Annotated in this window: 20 protein-coding genes; 10 read left to right on the forward strand and 10 right to left on the reverse strand. The window is 68.5% G+C overall.

Translation table 11 applies throughout. From position 1 onward, the window contains the following. Positions 1–5: 5 nt before the first annotated feature. On the forward strand, positions 6–1,271 hold the full coding sequence (locus ACIG5A_RS01105) for an acyltransferase (protein ID WP_397236337.1): 1,266 nt from the start codon (positions 6–8) through the stop codon (positions 1,269–1,271). Further along, entirely contained in the window at positions 1,268–2,221 is a 954-nt protein-coding gene (locus ACIG5A_RS01110; RefSeq protein WP_397236339.1) for a hypothetical protein, read from the forward strand. Before ACIG5A_RS01105 ends, ACIG5A_RS01110 begins: the two co-directional genes overlap by 4 nt. Here ACIG5A_RS01110 and ACIG5A_RS01115 read toward each other — a convergent pair. Next, entirely contained in the window at positions 2,181–2,858 is a 678-nt protein-coding gene (locus tag ACIG5A_RS01115; protein WP_397236341.1) for a TetR/AcrR family transcriptional regulator, read from the reverse strand. The two genes, ACIG5A_RS01110 and ACIG5A_RS01115, sit on opposite strands and share 41 nt — an antisense overlap. 310 nt (positions 2,859–3,168) lie before the next feature. Here ACIG5A_RS01115 and ACIG5A_RS01120 point away from each other — a divergent pair, with 310 nt between their 5' ends. Next, positions 3,169–4,740, forward strand: coding sequence for a succinic semialdehyde dehydrogenase (locus ACIG5A_RS01120; RefSeq protein WP_397236343.1), 1,572 nt, complete (start codon positions 3,169–3,171; stop codon positions 4,738–4,740). 49 nt (positions 4,741–4,789) lie between these two features. Then, the gene (locus ACIG5A_RS01125) at positions 4,790–5,614 is read left to right on the forward strand and encodes an SDR family NAD(P)-dependent oxidoreductase (RefSeq protein ID WP_397236345.1); all 825 of its coding nucleotides are present in this window, start codon (positions 4,790–4,792) and stop codon (positions 5,612–5,614) included. A 375-nt stretch (positions 5,615–5,989) separates the two neighbouring features. Here ACIG5A_RS01125 and ACIG5A_RS01130 read toward each other — a convergent pair whose 3' ends face one another. Then, positions 5,990–6,781 (reverse strand): putative protein N(5)-glutamine methyltransferase, encoded by a 792-nt coding sequence (locus ACIG5A_RS01130; RefSeq protein WP_397236347.1) that lies wholly within the window; start codon positions 6,779–6,781, stop codon positions 5,990–5,992. Positions 6,782–7,214: 433 nt separating this feature from the next. Next, positions 7,215–8,087, reverse strand: a complete 873-nt coding sequence (locus ACIG5A_RS01135; protein ID WP_397236349.1) for a YdcF family protein — start codon at positions 8,085–8,087, stop codon at positions 7,215–7,217. 297 nt (positions 8,088–8,384) lie between these two features. Between ACIG5A_RS01135 and ACIG5A_RS01140 the strand changes: the two genes are divergently transcribed. Continuing rightward, positions 8,385–9,236 carry a bifunctional 5,10-methylenetetrahydrofolate dehydrogenase/5,10-methenyltetrahydrofolate cyclohydrolase gene (locus ACIG5A_RS01140; protein WP_397236351.1) on the forward strand — a complete coding sequence of 284 codons (852 nt, stop codon included), beginning with the start codon at positions 8,385–8,387 and terminating at the stop codon, positions 9,234–9,236. A gap of 118 nt (positions 9,237–9,354) precedes the next feature. Next, a complete protein-coding gene (locus ACIG5A_RS01145; RefSeq protein ID WP_397236353.1) occupies positions 9,355–10,248 on the forward strand; it encodes an SPFH domain-containing protein in 894 nt (297 codons plus the stop codon). A 46-nt stretch (positions 10,249–10,294) separates the two neighbouring features. On the opposite strand, the gene ACIG5A_RS01150 is transcribed toward ACIG5A_RS01145, so the two are convergent. Continuing rightward, entirely contained in the window at positions 10,295–10,729 is a 435-nt protein-coding gene (locus ACIG5A_RS01150) for a MarR family winged helix-turn-helix transcriptional regulator (RefSeq protein WP_397236355.1), read from the reverse strand. Positions 10,730–10,812: 83 nt separating this feature from the next. Between ACIG5A_RS01150 and ACIG5A_RS01155 the strand changes: the two genes are divergently transcribed. Further along, on the forward strand, positions 10,813–12,570 hold the full coding sequence (locus ACIG5A_RS01155; RefSeq protein WP_397236357.1) for an ABC transporter ATP-binding protein: 1,758 nt from the start codon (positions 10,813–10,815) through the stop codon (positions 12,568–12,570). 25 nt (positions 12,571–12,595) lie between these two features. Here the strand turns inward: ACIG5A_RS01155 and ACIG5A_RS01160 are convergent, their stop codons facing one another. Both ACIG5A_RS01160 and ACIG5A_RS01165 read right to left on the reverse strand, forming a co-directional pair. Next, a complete protein-coding gene (locus ACIG5A_RS01160) occupies positions 12,596–13,342 on the reverse strand; it encodes a L,D-transpeptidase family protein (protein ID WP_397236359.1) in 747 nt (248 codons plus the stop codon). Between the two features lie 99 nt (positions 13,343–13,441). Beyond that, on the reverse strand, positions 13,442–13,861 hold the full coding sequence (locus ACIG5A_RS01165; protein WP_397236361.1) for a winged helix-turn-helix transcriptional regulator: 420 nt from the start codon (positions 13,859–13,861) through the stop codon (positions 13,442–13,444). A 67-nt stretch (positions 13,862–13,928) separates the two neighbouring features. On the opposite strand from ACIG5A_RS01165, the gene ACIG5A_RS01170 reads away from it, so the two are divergent. After that, positions 13,929–14,819 (forward strand): NADP-dependent oxidoreductase, encoded by an 891-nt coding sequence (locus tag ACIG5A_RS01170; protein WP_397236363.1) that lies wholly within the window; start codon positions 13,929–13,931, stop codon positions 14,817–14,819. A gap of 36 nt (positions 14,820–14,855) precedes the next feature. Here ACIG5A_RS01170 and ACIG5A_RS01175 read toward each other — a convergent pair whose 3' ends face one another. From ACIG5A_RS01175 to ACIG5A_RS01185, 3 genes are all read right to left on the reverse strand, one after another. After that, positions 14,856–15,497: a cyclodeaminase/cyclohydrolase family protein gene (locus ACIG5A_RS01175; RefSeq protein ID WP_397238762.1), complete on the reverse strand. Its 642-nt coding sequence runs from the start codon at positions 15,495–15,497 to the stop codon at positions 14,856–14,858. An 82-nt stretch (positions 15,498–15,579) separates the two neighbouring features. Next, positions 15,580–16,143 (reverse strand): hypothetical protein, encoded by a 564-nt coding sequence (locus ACIG5A_RS01180; RefSeq protein ID WP_397236365.1) that lies wholly within the window; start codon positions 16,141–16,143, stop codon positions 15,580–15,582. Positions 16,144–16,149: 6 nt separating this feature from the next. Continuing rightward, positions 16,150–16,341 (reverse strand): hypothetical protein, encoded by a 192-nt coding sequence (locus ACIG5A_RS01185; RefSeq protein ID WP_397236367.1) that lies wholly within the window; start codon positions 16,339–16,341, stop codon positions 16,150–16,152. Between the two features lie 134 nt (positions 16,342–16,475). Between ACIG5A_RS01185 and ACIG5A_RS01190 the strand changes: the two genes are divergently transcribed. Next, positions 16,476–17,168 (forward strand): hypothetical protein, encoded by a 693-nt coding sequence (locus ACIG5A_RS01190; RefSeq protein WP_397236369.1) that lies wholly within the window; start codon positions 16,476–16,478, stop codon positions 17,166–17,168. Positions 17,169–17,220: 52 nt separating this feature from the next. Beyond that, positions 17,221–18,258, forward strand: coding sequence for an LLM class F420-dependent oxidoreductase (locus ACIG5A_RS01195; protein WP_397236371.1), 1,038 nt, complete (start codon positions 17,221–17,223; stop codon positions 18,256–18,258). A 90-nt stretch (positions 18,259–18,348) separates the two neighbouring features. Here the strand turns inward: ACIG5A_RS01195 and ACIG5A_RS01200 are convergent, their stop codons facing one another. After that, positions 18,349–18,681 carry an STAS domain-containing protein gene (locus tag ACIG5A_RS01200; protein ID WP_397238764.1) on the reverse strand — a complete coding sequence of 111 codons (333 nt, stop codon included), beginning with the start codon at positions 18,679–18,681 and terminating at the stop codon, positions 18,349–18,351. Positions 18,682–18,741: the final 60 nt, after the last annotated feature.

Here is an 18,741-nt window from a genome sequence, read left to right on the forward strand (position 1 = left end):
GGGAAATGTCCTGGGGTGCTGATGATCTGGTGCGGCGGCTGGCGCCGTCGGAGGAGCGCTTCGTCGGCAGCGGCCTGTTCGGCTGGTGGACCATGGTGGTCGCGGGCGAACTCGCCCCGGCGGTGCTCTCGGCGGCGTTCACCACGCTGCAGCGGGTGTATCCGGTGCTGACCTGCCGGATCGTCGAGGATGCCCGCGGGCGTGGGCTACTGGTGAAACGCGCGGCGGGACCGCGCGTCGGCGCCTGGGTGCGCACCGGCGACGTGGACACCGTGGCTGATCCGGCCGGACCGACCGATCCGGCCGCGCAGCTCGCATACCTGGATGTCGTACTGGCCGAAGGGCGTTCGCGGGTGACGCTGTTCGTGCACCACGCCGTGGCGGACGCGCGGCACCTCATGGAGCTGTACGGCAGGCTGTGGGATTTCTATACGGATCCGGCAGCGGCCGCGAAAACCGGTGACGGACGCGACTATCCGCAGTCGCTGGAATGGCATGTCGCCACGCACGGCATCGAGCGCGGTCCGATATCGGGGCTGGCGGCGGTATTGCGGCCCTTCGATGCCACGCCCGAGATCCCAAGCGGCCCACCGCTCGGTGGCGTACTGGTGCGACCGGCGCGCCTGCGGCTGGACGACGACCTCACCGCGTCGATCAGCGCGTTGAGCCGCCGCTACGGACTGACGATCAACAGCGTCGTGACCGCGGTGCTGATGCGCGCGTGGGCGGTCCGGACGCCGGAATTCGCCGGTGGCCCGGTACCGGTGGGCGCGCTGTACGCGGTGGATCTGCGCGACCGGCTCGATCCGCCGGTGCCCGTGGCCGCCGGAACCACCATGGCGACCACCGCCTGCTTCGCCGCCGAGATCGATGGCCGCACCGATGTGCTGGAACTGGCGCATCGGATTTCCGGCCGCTTCCGCGACGAGCTCGCCGCAGGCATCATCCACCAGTCGGTCCTGCACTTTCCCGACGTCTACGGCGCCGAGCGTGAACACGGTCTGGCGGGCCATCTTTCGCTGACCAACCTCGGCGTGATCAACACTCCCGCCGCGCTGGACGTCCTCGACTTCGAGACCGGATTCCAGCTCGCGCATCCCCGGCTGTCCGCGGCGGATTCGCCCGCGGCGCTGCTGATGTTCTACACGTTCGGTGGCCGCATCACCATCGGACATCTCGGTGGCGGCGCGGACGAGAACCCGCTGCTGGCCTCGGTGCGGCGGGAGATCGCCGCACTGGCTCCGGCGGGCCGCGCGGAGCTGGTTCGATGACCGAGTTCGGCGCCGTGATCGTCACCTGGTATCCATCGGAATCCGATGTCGCACACGCGATATCGCTCACCGAACGGTGCCCGCACGTCTGCATCGTCGACAACACGCCGGAATCCGCGGCCTGGCACGCGCGGGTGGCGGCGGCCGGAATCCACCTGATCGGCAACGCCAACAGCGGTGGCCTCGGCGGCGGATTCAACCGCGGCATCGACCTGCTCGCGGGCCGCGGCGCCGAGGTCTTCTTCATCCTCGACCAGGATTCGGTCCTGGATCCGGGCTACTTCACCGACATGCTGGCGACCAGGCCGCCCGACGCACGGCCCTTCCTGGCGGGGCCGGTGATCCACGAGATGAGCTCGGGAGTCTTCGTTCTCGGCAACAACATCGTCACCGTCGAGGAGATCGCGGCCCGCTCGAACGACGACGTGGTGGTCTCGGACTTCCTGGTGTCCTCGGGCACCATGATCACGAAGGCGGCCTGGGCGGCCGTCGGGCGCTTCCACGAGGGGTACTTCATCGATTACCTCGACTGGGACTTCTGCCACCGCGCGGCGCGCAACGATGTCGGCATCGTGGTGAATACCGCTGTGCTGATGCGGCATCGGATCGGCGATCTCGAATTCCGCACGGTGCTCGGCAAACAGGTCGGCGTCTTCGACTACCCGCCGGCCAGGCGCTACTACCAGACCAGGAACTGCGTCTACTTCACCACCAGGCACGCGCGCGAACGCGGTGACCTGCTCGGGCTGAACATGCAGGTGTGGCGGAATCTGGTATCAATCGCGCTGTTCGAGCGGCACAAAGCCCGCAAGCTGCTCGCCATGGCCTGCGGCGTCGTCGACGGACTGCTCGGCCGCCTCGGCGCACTCGAGCGCACCCATCCCTGGATGGCCCGGCGGGTAGCACCCCTCAGGCGGGAAACAGGCCGGGCAGTTCCAGCGCGTAGGTGAGGTCGGCCCTGGTGCCGAGGGTGGTGAGCAGTACCCGGATCATCGTGATCCGTGCGGCGGCAACGGTTTCCGCGTCCGGTTCGGTGCCGGGCGCCGCGCCCGCCGAGATCCGGTAGACGAGGTACTCGCAGACATGCAGTGCCGCATCGATATCCAGCGGTGCGGGTACGGGACGGCCGAGCGCGGTGAAGGTTTCGCGGACCAGCGCGCGAATATCGTCGAGCGCGCGCTCCCGGTAGGCCGAGACCGGCGAGGCCGGATCGTGCAGTTCGGCGAACAGCGGGCGCAGCATCGCGCCGTGGCCCCGCGCCCAATCCAGGTAGGCGTCGATGAGCCGGATGCCGAGCTCGACGGGTTGGTCGGTACCCGTCAGTGCCGCGCGAATGCCGCCGACCAGCCCCTCGTTCGAGGCGGTGAGCACCGCGTGCAGCGGTTCGGCGGCATTGGCGAAGTAGCGGTAGAAGGTCGGCCTGGCCAGCCCGGCCTGCTCGATGATCTGCGCGACGCTGAGTCCGCGCGAGCCGTGCCGGGTGAACACCTCCGCGGTGGCGAACACGATCCGGGCGCGCACCTCTTCGGCCTGCTCCCGGGTCTGCGGCGGGCGGCCGCGCCGTGCGGTCGCCGGTTCAGCGGGCATCGTGACGCCTCACAACCTGAACTCGGACATATCTGTGTCGCACACGGGAGACCCTAGTGCGCAGCCGGACGCAGTCCGTCGATCGCCCGCGCCGGGCCGGAGCGAAGCCAGAGGCAGCTGCGGCGGACGGAGTTCGGCTCGCGCCGGGCCGGAGCGAAGCCGGAGGCAGCTGCGGCGGACGGAGTCCGGCTCGCGCCGGGCCGGAGCGAAGCCGGAGGCAGCCGCCTTGACACGTGGTCGGGCACGATGATTAATCTAACACCAGTGTTCAGTAAATGACTGGGCATCGAGACCGAGGAGAGGTCCGGCCATGACCACCGCCAAGCAGCTGACCGAACCCGAGGTACTGCCCGCCGAGCTGGTGCGCTCGCTGCTCACCCATGCGGTGGCCGGCGGCGCGCCGTCGGTCGAGGTGTTCGCCCCCGCCACCGGCCGCAAGATCGCCGACCTGCCCCAGTCCTCGACCGCCGATATCGACACCGCCTTCGCGAACGCGCGCCGCGCGCAACAGGATTGGGTCAGGCGCCCGGTCCGCGAGCGCGCCGCGATCCTGCGCCGGTTCCACGACATCGTGCTCGGCGAACAGGACGCTGTCCTCGACATCGTCCAGCTGGAGACCGGCAAGTCCCGAGTGCACGCGTTCGACGAGGTCGGCGATGTGGCGGTGAACGCGAGGTACTACGCCTCGGTCGCCGAGAAGCTGCTCGCCACCCGCACACCGCGCGGCGTGCTGCCGCTGCTCACCCAGGTCGATGTGCGCCACCGCGCCAAGGGCGTGGTCGCGGTGATCTCGCCGTGGAACTATCCGCTCGCGCTCGCCGCCTCCGATGCGCTGCCTGCGCTGATGGCGGGCAATGCCGTGGTGGCGCGCCCGGACAATCAGACCGCGCTCACCGCGCTGTGGGCCATCGACGCCGCCGAGCGCGCCGGCCTGCCGCGCGGGCTGTGGCAGGCGGTGCTCGGGCGCGGCTCGGTGATCGGCGGCGAGGTGATCGCCCGCGCCGACTACGTCGACTACACCGGTTCCAGCGCCACCGGCCGCACCATCGCCAAACAGGCGGGGGAGCGGCTCATCGGCTACTCGCTCGAACTCGGCGGCAAGAATCCGCTGCTGGTCCTCGACGACGCCGACGTGGCGCGGGCCGCGAAGATCGCGGTGCGCGCCTGCTTCGCCTCGGCCGGTCAGCTGTGCGAATCGATCGAGCGAATCTATGTGCACGACACCGTCTATGACGCGTTCGTCGGCGAATTCGTCGCGCACGTCGAGGCGATGACGCTCGGCGGCGGGCTCGACTACGCCAGCGATATGGGCTCGCTGACCTTCCAGCGCCAGATCGACACGGTCAGCGCGCACGTGGACGACGCCGTCGCCAAGGGCGCGAAAGTGCTTGCGGGCGGCCGCGCCCGGCCCGACCTCGGCCCCTACTTCTACGAACCGACCGTGCTCGCCGGTGTGCGGCCCGGCATGACGGTGTACCGCGAGGAGACCTTCGGCCCGGTGGTTTCGGTGTACCGGATCGGCAGCGACGACGAGGCCGTCGAGCAGGCCAACGACACACCCTACGGCCTCAACGCCAGCGTGTGGTCGAAGGACACCGCGCGTGGCCGCGCCGTCGCCGCGCGCATCAACGCCGGATCGGTGAACGTCAACGAGGGTTTCATCGCGGCGTGGGGCAGCGCGGACGCACCGTCGGGCGGCCTCGGCATCTCCGGCACCGGGCGCAGGCACGGACCCGAGGGCCTGCTGAAATACATCGACACCCAGACCATCGCGGTGCAGCGGGTACTGCCGATCGCGCCGCTGCCGTGGATGTCCGAGGAACTGTGGGCCAAGACCATGACGCTCTACTTCGGCGTTATGAAGACGCTGCGTCAGAAGTGATTCGTCAGAAGTGATCAGCCGGAAACGACAACTCGAAGGATCGGTACGCATGAAAACGGTTGCGGGTAAGAAGGTTCTGGTCACCGGTGCCGCCAGGGGCCTCGGCAAGCTGTTCGCCGAGCGCGCGGTGCGCGAGGGCGCGGCCGCGGTGGTGCTCTGGGATGTCGACGAGCCCGCGCTGAAGGACACCGCCGCCCAACTCACCGCGCTCGGCGGCACTGTCCACCACTACGTGGTCGACGTGTCCGCGCCCGCCGCCATCGCCGAGGCGGGCGCGGCCGTGCGCGCCGAGGTCGGCGATATCGACATCCTGGTCAACAACGCGGGCATCGTGCGCGGCAACGCCTACTTCTGGGAAACGAAGGACCGCGCCGATATCGACAAGACGATGGCGATCAATTCCCTTGCGCCCATGTACATCACGCTGGAATTCCTGCCCGCGATGGTCGCCGGGACCGGCGAGGCGCGGGTACTGACCATCGCCTCGTCGGCGGGCCTGGTGTCCAATCCGCGCATGAGCGTCTACGCGGCATCGAAGTGGGCCGCGCTCGGCTGGTCCGATTCGGTGCGCATCGAACTGGAACAGGCCGGGCACGACCACGTCACCATGACCACGGTGTGCCCGACCTATATCAACACCGGAATGTTCGACGGCGCCAAGGGATTCCTGTTCACGCCGATCCTGGAACAGGACGACGTGGTCGACACCTCATGGCGCGAAATGAAGAACGGCACGCCCCTGGTGATCCTGCCCTGGACCTCCCGCCTCAACAAGGCCATCTCCGGCCTGCTCCCCATCAAACTCCGCGACCTGTTCCTCAACTCCGTCGGCGTCTACCACTCCATGGACGCCTTCACCGGCCGCAAGAACTAGATCCGCCGAGCGCAGTCGAATGGCCCTTTGACACGCCGTGAACAGGGGGCCATTCGACTGCGCTCGACGGCTGGCTGTGTACGGGGCTTGACCGCCTCGGGGGTTACTGACCTGAATGATGTTCGGCGGCAAGGGGTTTACCCGGGCAGTGCTGGGCACGTTGGGTGCCGTCCCCGGCTTGGAACTCGAGCCAGGTGCATGTTCCGGGCTTCCAGCCCGGTCATCTGGCCGTGGTGCTGTTCTCGAGATCGAGAATTCCGTCGAGCGCAGTCGAATGGCTGTGCGACACACCGTGAACAGGGGCCTTTTGACTGCGCTCGGCGGATGCGACGGATGTGCTATTGGGGCAGCTCAGCTGGGGTGGTGCTGGTGGTGTCAGCGGGATCCGATGACGATGGTGGCGTAATGCTCGTCGGATTCGGCTATGCGGGGGGTGAATCCGTGGTCGGTGAGTGCTGCGGCGGCGAAGGGAGCTTGTGCTTCGCTGGATTCCACCAGTAGGTGGCCGCCGGGCGCGAGCCAGGCCGATGCGGCGGTGACGACCCTGCGGAACACGTCCAGGCCATCGACGCCGCCGTCGAGGGTGACGTGCGGTTCGTGGTCGCGGGCCTCCGGCGGCATATGCGCGATCATCTCGGTGGGCACATACGGGACGTTCGCGAGCAGAATGTCGATGCGGCCACGCAATTCGGGGGGCAGCGCCTCGAAAAGATCGCCCTGGTAGACCGGTGCGCCGAGCGGCGCGAGGTTGCGGCGGGCGCAGTCGACCGCGGCCGGTTCGATATCGGCGGCGGCCAGCTCCAGCGGAACTCCTTCGGCCAGTAGCGTGGTCGCCACCGCGAGCCCCAATGCGCCAGAGCCGCAGCACATGTCGACCACCACCGGCCGCGCGATGCCGCGCGCCAGCGCGATCGCCTCGTCGACGAGGAACGCGGTGCGCTGCCGTGGCACGAACACCCCGGGCGCCACCGCGACCCGCAGCCCGTGGAATTCGGCCCACCCGACGAGATATTCGAGCGGCGTTCCAGAGACCCGCTGTGCGACCAACTCGTCCAGATCCGCCCCGGTCTCGGCCGCGGCCTCGACGAGCAACCGCGCCTCGTCCTCGGCGAACACACACCCCGCCGCCCGCAACCGCGCGACCACCTCAACACTCTCCGCTGCCATCACCCGCCGCATCCTGCCAGCTCACGCCCCCACAACACCAACCAATATGACCCCCCGCACTGCCGCGCCCGCACCGCATCGCCGAGCCCGCACTGCACCGAACCGGGGACCTGGGTGTCACGCACGCGGCATGGCTGCGCCCGCACTGCGCCGGAGCGCGCGCATTGTGTTGCTGCGTCCGCATCCCCGCCGCTGCGTGCGCGTTGTGCTGCCGTGTCCGCATCGCACCGCCGTGTCTGCACCCGTACTGCCGTGCCCGCATCGCACTGCCGCGTCGGCACTGTGCTGCCGCGCGCCAACCAGCAGCGAAATGCGGGCGCGGCGTTGCAATGCTGTGCGTGGTCGCTGAGCGCAGTCGAATGGCTGTGTGACACGCCATAATCGGCGGCCATTCGACGGCGCTCGGCGGATCTCGACTACCTCTGATCGCGGGCTAGCGGGAGGTGGAGAGTTGGAAGGTGCGGGTGGCGTCCAGGTAGATGCCGCGCTGGTTCTGGCGGGGCGGCGGCGGGAGTTGGGAGACGAGCTGGTCCAGCGAGGTGGTCGCGCCGACGACCCTGGTGCCCGCGACCATGAAGTCGGCGACGGCGCGGCGGATATGGTTCGGCGAGGTGACGACGACCGCGCTGTTCGCGCCGAGTTCTTGCAGCAGCCTGGTGCTGTACAGCGCGTTCTGCACGGTCGACCCGGCCCGGCTCTCCACGCTGACCCGGTTCACCGGCAGGCCGCGCCCGACCAGCCAGGCGCGCATGGCCTCGGCCTCGGTGATGCCGTTCTGCGGATTGCCGCCGGTGACGATCACCGGTGACAGCGGCGCGGCGACCGCCTGCAGCCAGGCCGCCTCCAGCCGGTTCACCAGCTCGGGGCGCAGCGCGCCGTCGGGCAGCAGGCCGTAGCCGAGCACGACGATGCCGGTCTGCGGGCCGATGAGGGCGGGAATCGGGTTCGGCAGTGTGCCCGCCGCCGCGCCGACCGCGTTGAGCACATTGTTCGTCCCGGCGGCCATCCGCGGGTCGACGGCGTTGAGCCGGGCCATCGCATCGGCGAGCGCGGGCAGATCGTTGGCGTAGTGCGACCAGATGGCCTGCAGCGACAGTGCCTCGGCGTCGCTCGGATCGGCGCCGATCAGTGCGCGCAGATCGTTGCGGCCCGCGTTGTCGTTGCCGTCGGTGAAGTTGCGCTGGGCGGAGTTGTAGAGAGCGTCGGTGTTCGGCGCCGCCTCGGCGGGCGCGATGGCTAGTCCGGTGAGGGTGATGGCCGCGAAGGAGGTGGCGACCAGACTTTTCCAATGCCGCGAGATGTTCACTACAGATGACACCTTTCCACGCATGAAACGGGGTTTTCGGTAGGTCAGCTGGCAGTTAGCCGTGGAGCACGCGGTGTGCACGACGGACCCGGGGCAGGCAGTGAAGCGTCACCGTGAAGGGGGCCGTGAGCACCGCAGATCAGGTACAGCACTGAACACGATACGGCCGGTGACCGTCGCGGGCCCGCAATTGCCGGGCGGATTCTGCGGGCCGATTTCACGATCAGGGCAAACCGGGCGAACCGGTGGGGATGCGCTGGCGGGCACGCAGCGGCGGCCCAGATAGGGTGTGTCAACGTGGATACCGTTTCGCTGACCGGCAAGGAACTCGCCGCCGCCATCAATGCCGATACCAAGCAGCGCGCCGCCGCGCTCACCGAGACCGGTGCCGCCCCGCGCCTGGCCCTGGTCGTCGCCAACGACGATCCGGCGAGCGCCTGGTACGTGAACTCACTGCGCAAGGCCGCCGAGCGGCTCGGTATCGCTTGCGACACCGTCGATCTCGGCGCCGACGCCGGCGTGGAGGCCATCCGCGCCGAGCTGACCGCCCGCGGCGCGGACGCCGCCACCGACGCGATCATGCTGCAGACCCCGCTGCCCGCGGGCATCACGCTCGACGACGTCAGCTCCGCGATCGTGGCGACCAAGGATGTGGACGGGGTGAGCCCGCTGTCGCTCGGGCTGCTCGCCGCGGGTCTCGATGGCTTCGTGCCCGCCACCTCCGAGGCGGTGGTCGAACTGCTGAAGCATCACGGAATCCCGCTGTCGGGTCGGCATGTCGCGGTTGTCGGCCGCTCCAATATCGTCGGCAAGCCGCTGGCCCAGCTGCTGCTGGCCGAGGACGCGACGGTGACGGTGTGCCATTCGCGCACCGCCGACCTGGCCGCCATCACCTCGTCGGCCGAGATCGTCGTCGCCGCGGCGGGCCGGATCGGACTGGTCACCGGTAAGCATGTGGCCGAGGGCGCGACCGTCATCGATGTCGGCACCAACGAGGCCGCCGACGGCGGCATCGTCGGCGATGTCGACGCGGAGTCGGTGCGCGGCAAGGCATCCGGGCTCAGCCCGGTCCCCGGCGGCGTCGGCCCGGTGACCACCGCGCTGCTGATGCGCCACGTGGTCGACGCGGCACAGCGCGCACGCGCGTGACGACACAGCGCGCCAGGGCGTAAGGCGCACCGGTCGGTTCGGCGAATGTCACGAAAACTTCAGCTGCGCACTGCATCCTGACCTCACGTGCATCCGCCGATCCGAAGGAAGGCCCAAAGTGCCCTGGCTGCTGCTGTTTTCCATCCTCTTCGCGCTCATCTCGATCGCCGCGTTGTACGCGTTGCACAAGATGCGTTACAGCGATGACAAATCGACGATCGCGTTCACCTCGCTCGGCACCGGCCTGCTCGCGCTACTGCTGTTGGTACTGGCCTCGGTGACCATCGTGTCGACCCGCAACGTCGGCATCGTCCTGTCGTTCGGCAAGCCGGTCGGCACCCTGTCCAACGGGTTGCACGTGAAGTGGCCGTGGCAGAAGGTGCCCGAGCTCAACGGCACCATTCGCACCGACAGCCAGGTCGGCGGTTTCGCGGACGGCAAATGCGCGGGCGGCTCGCCGGTGCGCCTGGCCAACAACTCCACCGCCTGCGCGGACAACACCATCCGGTGGCGCATCGTGCCTTCGGCGGGCGACACGCTGTTCCGGGATTACCAGAACGACGCCAACATTCGCGATTCGCTGGTCACCCGTGAACTCAACGCGACCCTCAACGAGGTGTTCGCCACCTACAACCCGCTGTCGCGCGACGCCGCCGACGGCCCGAAGCTCGGCGATCTGTCCGCCACCGCGACCAAGAAACTGCAGGACAAGATCAGCGGCCAGATCGAGGTGCTCAACGTGATCATCTCCATCGTCCACTTCGATGCCCAGACCCAGGAGAAGATCAACGCCTACCAGGCCCAGATCGCCAATACCCGGATCGCGGAGGAGTCGCAGAAGACCGCTGCCGCACAGGCCGAGGCGAATCGCATTCTGGCCGACTCGGTGACGCGCGATCCGAACGTCCTGGTCGCCCGCTGCCTCGATCTGATCAACTCCGGAAAGCCGCTGCCGGTCGGTTTCCAGTGCTGGCCGGGTTCGGGTCTGCCGGTCACCATCCCGGCGCGCTGAGCCGGCACGGCGCGGTCGACACCGTGCGCTGAATTCCGCTGCCGCGCTAGGCGGTTGGCGCGGTGGTATTCAGCGCGGCCAGTAGCCCGCGCAAGGTGTCGCGCTCCTCGGTGGACAGCGTGGCGAACAGTTCCTCGGCGGCGTGGCGGCGCGCGTCGGACATCTTGGCGAGGGTTGCCAGGCCTGCTTCGGTCGGCGTCACGAGGGTGGCCCTTCGGCTGGCCGGGTCGGGCGCGCGGGTCACCAGACCCGCGGCCGCCAGCGCGTCGACCACCGTGGTCGCCGACCGGGGGACGATGCCGAGGTGCTCGGCGAGCGTGGACATCCTCAGGGGTTCCCCGGTGCGGGCGATGACGCGGAGGGCGCGGGCCTGCCCCGGGGTGAGGCCGAGCGGGCCGAGCCGCTCGATCTGGTTGCGCCGGATCCGCTTCGCGGTGCGCAGGAACAGCTCGGGCAGATCGGGATCGGGGCTGCGCTCCATGACTCTGAGGATAACTCATTGTTTCAAGGAACAATTGTGAGCCATACTCAGTTATAGCGGGTATCTCCCGGAAGGAGGCGCCTATGCAGCCCCCAGCTCAACTCGGCCGGATCGTCCGGCTCTTCCGCCCCTATCGCGCCAGGCTCGCCGTCGTCGCCGCGCTCGTCGGCCTGTCCTCGGTGGTCGCGCTGGCCTCGCCGTTCATGTTGCGCGCGATCCTCGACGACGCGCTGCCGCACGGCCGGACCGGCCTGCTGACGCTGCTCGCCGCGGGCATGGTCGCGGTCGCCGCGCTGACCAGCGTCTTCGGTGTACTGCAGACCTACATGTCCACGGCCGTCGGCCAGGAGGTCATGCACGATCTGCGCTCGGCGGTGTACGCGCAATTGCAGCGGATGCCGCTGGCGTTCTTCACCGCGACGCGCACCGGCGAGGTGCAGTCGCGGATCGCCAACGATATCGGTGGCATGCAGTCCACGGTGACCTCCACCGCCACCTCGCTGGTCTCCAACTTCACCACGGTCGTCGCCGCCGTCATCGCGATGATCGCGCTCGACTGGCGGCTGACCGCCGTCTCGCTGGTCATGCTGCCGTTCTTCGTCTGGATCAGCAGGCGGGTCGGCGACGAGCGCCGCAGGATCACCGGACAGCGCCAGCAGCAGCTGGCAGGCATGTCGGCGATCGTGGAGGAATCGCTGTCGGTGAGCGGAATCCTGTTGGGCCGCACCATGGGTCGCTCGCCCGCGCTGGTCGATGATTTCACGAAGGAGTCGCGCGGCCTGGTGGATCTGGAGATCCGCTCGAGCATGGCGGGCCGGTGGCGGCAGTCGACCATCCAGATCGTCATGTCGGCCATGCCCGCCGTCATCTACTGGGCGGCCGGGCTCACCGTGGCCGCCGGTCGCCCCATGGTGTCCATCGGCACGCTCGTCGCCTTCACCACCCTGCAGACCACGCTGCTGCGGCCGATGGTCTCGCTGCTGTACACCGGTGTCGAGGTGCAGAGTTCGCTCGCGCTGTTCGGCCGGATCTTCGAATACCTCGACCTGACACCGGATATCGAGGAGCCGAAGCGGCCGGTGCCCATGGCCCGCGCCGAGGGCGAGGTGCGTTTCGAGCATGTCGGCTTCTCCTACGGCGCGGACAGCAGGGAGGTGCTCGACGACATCGACATCACCGTGCCCGCGGGCACCAGCCTCGCCGTGGTCGGCGAAACCGGCTCGGGCAAAACCACTCTCGGCTACCTGATGGCGCGGCTGTACGACGTCACCGCGGGCAGGGTCGCCATCGACGGAATCGACGTGCGTGACCTGTCCTTCGCCGATCTGGCCCGTGCGGTCGGTGTGGTTTCCCAGGAGACGTACCTGTTGCACGCCTCGGTCGCCGACAACCTGCGCTTCGCGAAACCCGATGCCACGGACGAGGAATTGCACGCCGCCGCCCGCGCCGCGCAGATCCATGAGCACATCGCGAGCCTGCCCGACGGCTACGACACCCTGGTCGGCGAGCGCGGCTACCGGTTCTCCGGCGGCGAGAAACAGCGGCTCGCGGTCGCCCGTGCCGTGCTGCGAAATCCGCCGATCCTGGTGCTCGACGAGGCGACCAGCGCGCTGGACACCCGCACCGAACAGGAGGTACAGGCCGCCATCGACGCGTTGTCGGCGGGCCGCACCACGATCACCATCGCGCACCGCCTGTCCACCATCCGCGATGCGGACCAGATCCTGGTCCTCGACCGTGGGCGAATCGCCGAGCGCGGCACGCATACCGAGCTGATGGCGCGTGAAGGTCGTTATGCCGCATTGGTTTCCCGCGACGACGCGCTGAGCATCGCCGCGTGAGTTACACACTCGGGCAGCCGAAGGATCACCAGTGCAGGTACACCGGATCGCCGACGTTGATCGTGTCGAACACCCATGCGGCGTCGTCCGGCGCGAGGTTGATGCAGCCGTGGCTGACGTTCGAATTGCCCTGCGAATCGACCGACCACGGCGCCGAATGGATGTAAACGCCACTCCAGGTGAGCCTTTCGGCGTATTCACCGTTGATGACGTAACCCTCGGGTGAGCTCAGCGGTATGCCGATGGTGCGCGAATCGAACACCACCGAGCGCGCCTTCTCCAGCACCGGGAAGGTACCTGTCGGCGTCTCCCAGCCCGGTTTGCCGTAGGACGCGGGCATCACCCTGGCCACCTGGCCGCCGATGCTGAGGGTGAAGGTGTGCGCCGACAGATCGCCCTCGCCGCTGACACCCGCATTGGTCCGGAATTCGGTGCGTGCACGGCCGAATTGCACACCGATGAGTGTGTCGGCGGGCAGGAGTTCGCTCGGCGTCCAGCGCAGTTCCCGGTCGCCGTTCCAGGAGAACGTGCCGTTCAACCGCGTCCCGACGACGAGCGAGCGTTCGGCACGGCTCCGATCGGTGACGTCGGCGCCGAACCGGACGGTCACCGGCGCCGCGATGCCGACGAGTTCGCCGTTCGACGGCGTGATCCCGGCGACGGCGGGACCTGGTGGACTTGCGATCATCGCTGCCATCGCCGCGCCCGAGCCGAATGCGGCTAGCGCTACGACCGCTATGACGAGGAACAAGTGCCGGAAAGCGCTCCTCATAGCTGCCACCCCTTCGAAGCCGGTGTGGGTTCGCAAAGGACCAGTCTACGCCGCTCCGGATTATCAAGATCAGCGAAAAGGTTACGGTCCGGCCTCGGCTCAGCGCACCGGTTCCGGATCCGCCGCCGCGGCGGCGTCGAATTCCGCACGGGCGGTGCGAATCCGGTCTTCGTGCTCGACCGCCCAGACGCCCATCGCATGGCTCAGCTCGCCGAGGCTGGCGCCCAGATCGGTGAGCGAGTACTCCACCCGGGGCGGCACCGTCGGATACACCCGGCGCTGGACCAGCCCGTCGCGCTCCAGGTTGCGCAGGGTGCGCGTGAGCATCTTCTGGGTGATGCCGTCCAGGCGGCGGCGCAGGTCGTTGAACCGGACCGGGCCCTCGTTCGAGCGCAGCGTGCCGAGCACCAGCAGCACCCACTTGTCGGCGAGCACGGACAGCAACTCCCTGGCCGGGCAGTTCTTCAGGTAGCTCTGAACCAGGTCGGGGGAGGCGGACCAGCCGCAGACGGTATCCATCGGGAACCTCGGTTTCACAAAAGTGCCTACTTACGAATGGATACTAAGGCGTCGCAGAATCGAACGCATGCTCGCAATCACGCAAAAAACATTCGGTGGCCCTGAGGTTTTGGAGATCGTGGACCGGGATCGGCCCGTGCCCGGTCCGGGGGATGTGCTGGTGCGGGTGGCCGCGACCAGCGTCAACGCCGCGGATTGGAAGCTGCGCTCCGGCGAGATCCGCAAGCTCGGCGACCCGCCGTTCATCCTCGGGCTCGACGTCTCCGGCGTTGTCGAGGACGTCGGCGCGGAGGTGGTCCGTTTCGCGCCGGGTGATGCGGTCTTCGGCATGGCGTTCGGCGCGAACGCGCAGTACGTCCTCGCGCCCGTCGAGGCGCTCGCGCCCAAACCGGCGAACCTGGATCACACCGTCGCGGCGGCCATGCCGGCGGCGGCGCTGACCGCATGGCAGTCGCTGCGCGACGTGTGGGCCGGGCAGCGGGTGCTCGTGCACGCCGCCGCCGGTGGGGTCGGGCACCTCGCGGTGCAGTTCGCGGTGCATCGCGGCGCGCACGTCGTCGGCACCGCGCGCGCCGGCAACCACGAATTCCTGCGCGGGCTCGGCGCGCACGAGCTGATCGATTACCGCACAACCGATTTCACCGAGGTCGCGACCGACATCGACGTCGTCCTCGATCTCGTCGGCGGCGACTACGGGTCACGCTCGGCGCGCGTGCTGCGACCCACCGGCCGCCTGATCGACTTCCAGGGCAACGACGCCGAGGCCGATCCGCGCTACGAACGCTTCTATGTCACCCCGTCCGGCGCCGACCTGAAAGAGGTTGCGGCACTGGTGGATCACGGCCTGGTGCGGGTCGATATCGACCAGGTGCTACCGATCACCGAGATCGTGAAGGCGCATCGGCTCAGCGAATCCGGCCGGGTACGCGGGAAAATCGTGCTGACCGCCGATTGGTGAGCCCGTGGGTTGGTGCGGCCGCCGATCGATGAGGTCTCAGCCGCGCACGACGTGCACGACATCCGCGTGCAGGCCGTCGGCGCGTGCCGTGATCTCCTCGATGCGCAGCAGCACGGTAGCGAATTTGTCGCCCTCGGCCTCCGGCAGCGACGCCACGTTGATCTCGATATTGAGCTGCGAGCTCGCCGCGGCCGCGCGGGCGGCATCGGCGGCCGCGCCGATATCGGTGACCACGTTGGGGTTTCCGATCGGCAGCAGCTCGGCGGCGAGCGAGAGCACCTCGTCGGCCTCGTCGACCACGGCGGCGGGCACCTGGGCGGCGGTGATCAGCGCGGCGGTGATCGCCTCGGTGCGCGCGGCCTGCTGCTCGTCGGTGTCCTTCGGCAATTTGTACGCGGCGCCGACCGCGGTGAACGCGGCCGCGTCGGCGTCGGCCAGCGCCAGCGCGCGCGCCCGTGCGGCGTCGGCGGCCTCGATGATCCGGTCGACGACGGGCCGGTGCTCGGCGTCCTTGGCCCGGGTGGTGTAGCGCGCGACCATCGCGACCAGCGCGGCGCCCTGCGCGGCGTGCAGCGCGGCGACCGCGCCGCCGCCCGGCGCCGGGATCTTCGCGGCCAGGTCGGACAGGTACTGCGCGAGGGTGGCCTCGCCGAATGAGGTCGGCTGCGACACGGTGATGGGGGCCTTTCGTTCTTCGGCGAGTGCGGAAACTACCGGGCCTCACGCTACCGGGTCCCTGCCTGCGCCCGGCCGATCGGGCTCAGAGAATCAGCAGCAGCACGGTCACCACCCGCAACGCACCCGTCGTGACGCCGGACGGAATGTCCTCCGGCGCGGCGACACCGAGGCCGAATGCGACGCAGAGGATGAGCGCGAACACGGCCGCCATCTGAAAAAGCCCGGCGATCAACAGGATTCGGTACTTGAAATTCGTGCCCGCCCGCAGCGTCTCCAGCGTCCGGATATTGCAGTAGGCGGTGATATTGCGCGCGGAAACCTCCGAGTCGGTCCAATGGGAGTCGACCATGGCGCGCATCGTGTCGGTACTCGCGGTGTCGTACGTCTTGGCCAGCCCCGCGAACAGGGAAAGTCCCGCGGTGCAGAGCATCGCGAACAAGGCGATCACCAGCATGACCTTCGCGCTGCCCGCGAGGGTGAACTCCCGCCCGAACACGAGGGTGAACACCGCGACGATCACGGTAACCAACCCGGTGACGGCGGTGAGCGCGGCGGCCGAGCGGCTGTTGACCGTGCCACGGCGTTCGTGCTCGACCTTCAGCTCCGCGGCGATGAACGCCGCGTACTCCTTGCCCTGATCACTCATCGGGCACTATTCGTCCGAAAGGTCCTGCGGCATGGCATCACTCATCGCCGAATCGAACTTGATCCAGTCGCGGGTCGGCGGCGGCTCGGTCGTCCCCTGGGTCTCGCCGCCGCCGTCCCCGGCGCCATCAGGAATTTTCTCGGGGGTGTTCTCCGACCTCATCGGACGCTCCGTTCTCCCGGCCGCATAGATCATCACGACGGCCGACGATCGCCTGCCGCGCTTGCGGTCTACCCGAAATATCGCGGATGGCGCATCGCCCGCTACACCTATTTGCCGACCGTTACGCGTCGGCGCCCGGCGCTGTCGACTCCGTCGAATACAGTGTCGCCGTGAGAGATTCAGTGCACGAGTTCGATCAGGTCCGTGATGCGGAATTGGACGGTCGACCAGTGCGGGTGGGGGATATCGTTCGGTCGATCGCCGCGGGAATTGCCGCGCTGATTGTCATCGCGTTGATCGGTGGTTGCCTGGTCGGGCTGATCGCGACCCAGTTCTTCCCTGAGCTACGCGGCGTACTCGTGGTGGTCATCTTCCGGGCGTCGACCTTCGTCCTGCTCTTGGTCGGTCCGCTGTCCGTAGGACCCGCGGTCGCACTGGTGATCGGCCTGCCCGCCATGACGATGCTCGCGGGCCGGAAGCGACGGCCGATTCTGCTCGGCGTAGTCGGCGTAGCGGCTCTGGTGGTGGCGACGGTGTTCTGGTGGATCGGCACCCAGCTGGCTTTGCTCGCGTCGCTGCGGGTGGTGCAGTGGTCGAGTGGCGAGCGCCCCAAGGTCATCGATCACTACCTCGCGTTGTTCTGGAACGGGGACACCGTGGTGTGGTCCCACCTTCAGGCGATCATTCTCGCCGTGACGGTGCTCGTCGCGCTGCCACTGGTCGAGCGGCGCTTTCGCGGGCGGTGGACCCGGATCCGGCGGGTGGCGGCGACGACCGGCGCGCTGATGGCGCTGTCCGGCATCGTGTTCGCGGTGCACGCGACGCTGGAGTATCAGAGTGTGCTCGAAAGGCTGCACGGTTAGATACCCGAGGGCTGCGCACCACCGGTCGATAGACACCGCTATGTTGACTGCTATGCGGATCGGATTGAGCATCAACTACTCGGGCGGATTCAAGGAGGCGGCGGCGGAGGTCGCCGATCTCGAGCGGGCCGGTTTGGACGTCGCGTTCGTGCCCGAGGCGTACTCGTTCGACGCGGTCAGCGCGCTGGGCTACCTCGCGGCCAAGACCGACCGCCTGCAGCTGGCCTCCGGCATCCTGCAGCTCTACACCCGCACCCCGAGCCTCACCGCGATGACCGCAGCCGGCCTGGATTTCGTCTCCGAGGGCCGCTTCATCCTCGGCCTCGGCGCATCGGGCCCGCAGGTGATCGAGGGCTTCCACGGCGTGCCCTACGACGCGCCGATCGGGCGCACCAGGGAACTGGTGGAGATCTGCCGCAAGGTGTGGCGGCGCGAGCGGCTCGAATACCAGGGCAAGTACTACCAGATCCCACTGCCCGCCGGGCAGGGCACCGGCCTCGGCAAGCCGCTGAAGCTGATCAATCATCCGGTGCGCGAACGCATTCCGGTGCTGCTCGCCGCGCTCGGCCCGAAGAACGTCGAGCTGGCCGCGGAGATCGCCGAGGGCTGGCAGCCGATCTTCTTCCTGCCCGAGCACGCCAAGGCGATCTGGGGCGAAGCGCTCGACGCCGGTAAGGCCAAGCGCGATCCGGCGCTGGGCGAACTGGACGTGTACGCGGGCCCGTTCCTGGCGATCGGCGACAACGTCGAGCCGCTGCTCGGCTTCGTGAAGGCGCATCTGGCGCTCTACATCGGCGGCATGGGCGCCAAGGGCAAGAACTTCTACCACGCCCTCGCGACCAAGTACGGCTACGGCGCCGAGGCCGACCGGATCCAGGAGCTGTACCTGGCGGGCAAGAAGGACGAGGCCGCGCAGGTGGTGCCGGACGCGCTGGCGCGCGACGTCTCGCTGGTCGGGCCCGAAGGTTTCGTGAAGGAGCGGATCGCCGCCTACCGCGAGGCGGGCGTCACCGCGCTGAACGTCGTCCCGATGGCCGCGACCGCGGCCGATCGCGTGCAGCTCATCGAGCGGTTGCGCGGATTGCTCTGAGGGTGCTGACGCGGAAACCGAAGGGGCCCCGTCGCTCCGGCATCGGCCGGGACGACGGGGCCCTTCGATTCGATTCCAGCGCGGCCGTATCTAGTTGAACGCGGCCAATGCCTCGTCCAGCGTGCTATACAGCGAGAACACCTGATCCAGGCTGGTCATCTTGAGCTGGCGGCTGGTCGCCGGTCCGTCGGCGACCACCGCGATCGATGTCGCCGCGCCCGCTCGCTTGTGCGCGGCCACGAGCACCGCCATCCCCGCCGAGGCGAGGAAGCTGACCGCGGTCAGGTCGATGATCAGTGCAGCGGGCTTACCGCCGAGGATGGCCTCGATCGCGGTCTCCAGCGCGGGGGCCGTCGCCAGATCGACCTCGCCGGTCACCGTCAGCACCGTGGCGCCGTCCCGCGCCGCGATGGAGGTGGTCATCGTGTCCGCCAGGGGATACGCGTCTCCGGAAGTGTTGGTCACAGCATCCCAATCTGCCAT

This window comes from Nocardia sp. NPDC052566, from assembly GCF_044547285.1.
Taxonomy (GTDB): Bacteria; Actinomycetota; Actinomycetes; order Mycobacteriales; family Mycobacteriaceae; genus Nocardia.

Coding starts and splice junctions, on each gene's coding strand:
- ACIG5A_RS01105 (WP_397236337.1), top strand. CDS start 6: ATGTCCTGGGGTGCTGATGATCTGGTGCGGCGGCTGGCGCCGTCGGAG.
- ACIG5A_RS01110 (WP_397236339.1), top strand. CDS start 1,268: ATGACCGAGTTCGGCGCCGTGATCGTCACCTGGTATCCATCGGAATCC.
- ACIG5A_RS01115 (WP_397236341.1), bottom strand. CDS start 2,858: ATGCCCGCTGAACCGGCGACCGCACGGCGCGGCCGCCCGCCGCAGACC.
- ACIG5A_RS01120 (WP_397236343.1), top strand. CDS start 3,169: ATGACCACCGCCAAGCAGCTGACCGAACCCGAGGTACTGCCCGCCGAG.
- ACIG5A_RS01125 (WP_397236345.1), top strand. CDS start 4,790: ATGAAAACGGTTGCGGGTAAGAAGGTTCTGGTCACCGGTGCCGCCAGG.
- ACIG5A_RS01130 (WP_397236347.1), bottom strand. CDS start 6,781: ATGGCAGCGGAGAGTGTTGAGGTGGTCGCGCGGTTGCGGGCGGCGGGG.
- ACIG5A_RS01150 (WP_397236355.1), bottom strand. CDS start 10,729: ATGGAGCGCAGCCCCGATCCCGATCTGCCCGAGCTGTTCCTGCGCACC.
- ACIG5A_RS01155 (WP_397236357.1), top strand. CDS start 10,813: ATGCAGCCCCCAGCTCAACTCGGCCGGATCGTCCGGCTCTTCCGCCCC.
- ACIG5A_RS01160 (WP_397236359.1), bottom strand. CDS start 13,342: ATGAGGAGCGCTTTCCGGCACTTGTTCCTCGTCATAGCGGTCGTAGCG.
- ACIG5A_RS01165 (WP_397236361.1), bottom strand. CDS start 13,861: ATGGATACCGTCTGCGGCTGGTCCGCCTCCCCCGACCTGGTTCAGAGC.
- ACIG5A_RS01170 (WP_397236363.1), top strand. CDS start 13,929: ATGCTCGCAATCACGCAAAAAACATTCGGTGGCCCTGAGGTTTTGGAG.
- ACIG5A_RS01180 (WP_397236365.1), bottom strand. CDS start 16,143: ATGAGTGATCAGGGCAAGGAGTACGCGGCGTTCATCGCCGCGGAGCTG.
- ACIG5A_RS01195 (WP_397236371.1), top strand. CDS start 17,221: ATGCGGATCGGATTGAGCATCAACTACTCGGGCGGATTCAAGGAGGCG.
- ACIG5A_RS01200 (WP_397238764.1), bottom strand. CDS start 18,681: ATGACCACCTCCATCGCGGCGCGGGACGGCGCCACGGTGCTGACGGTG.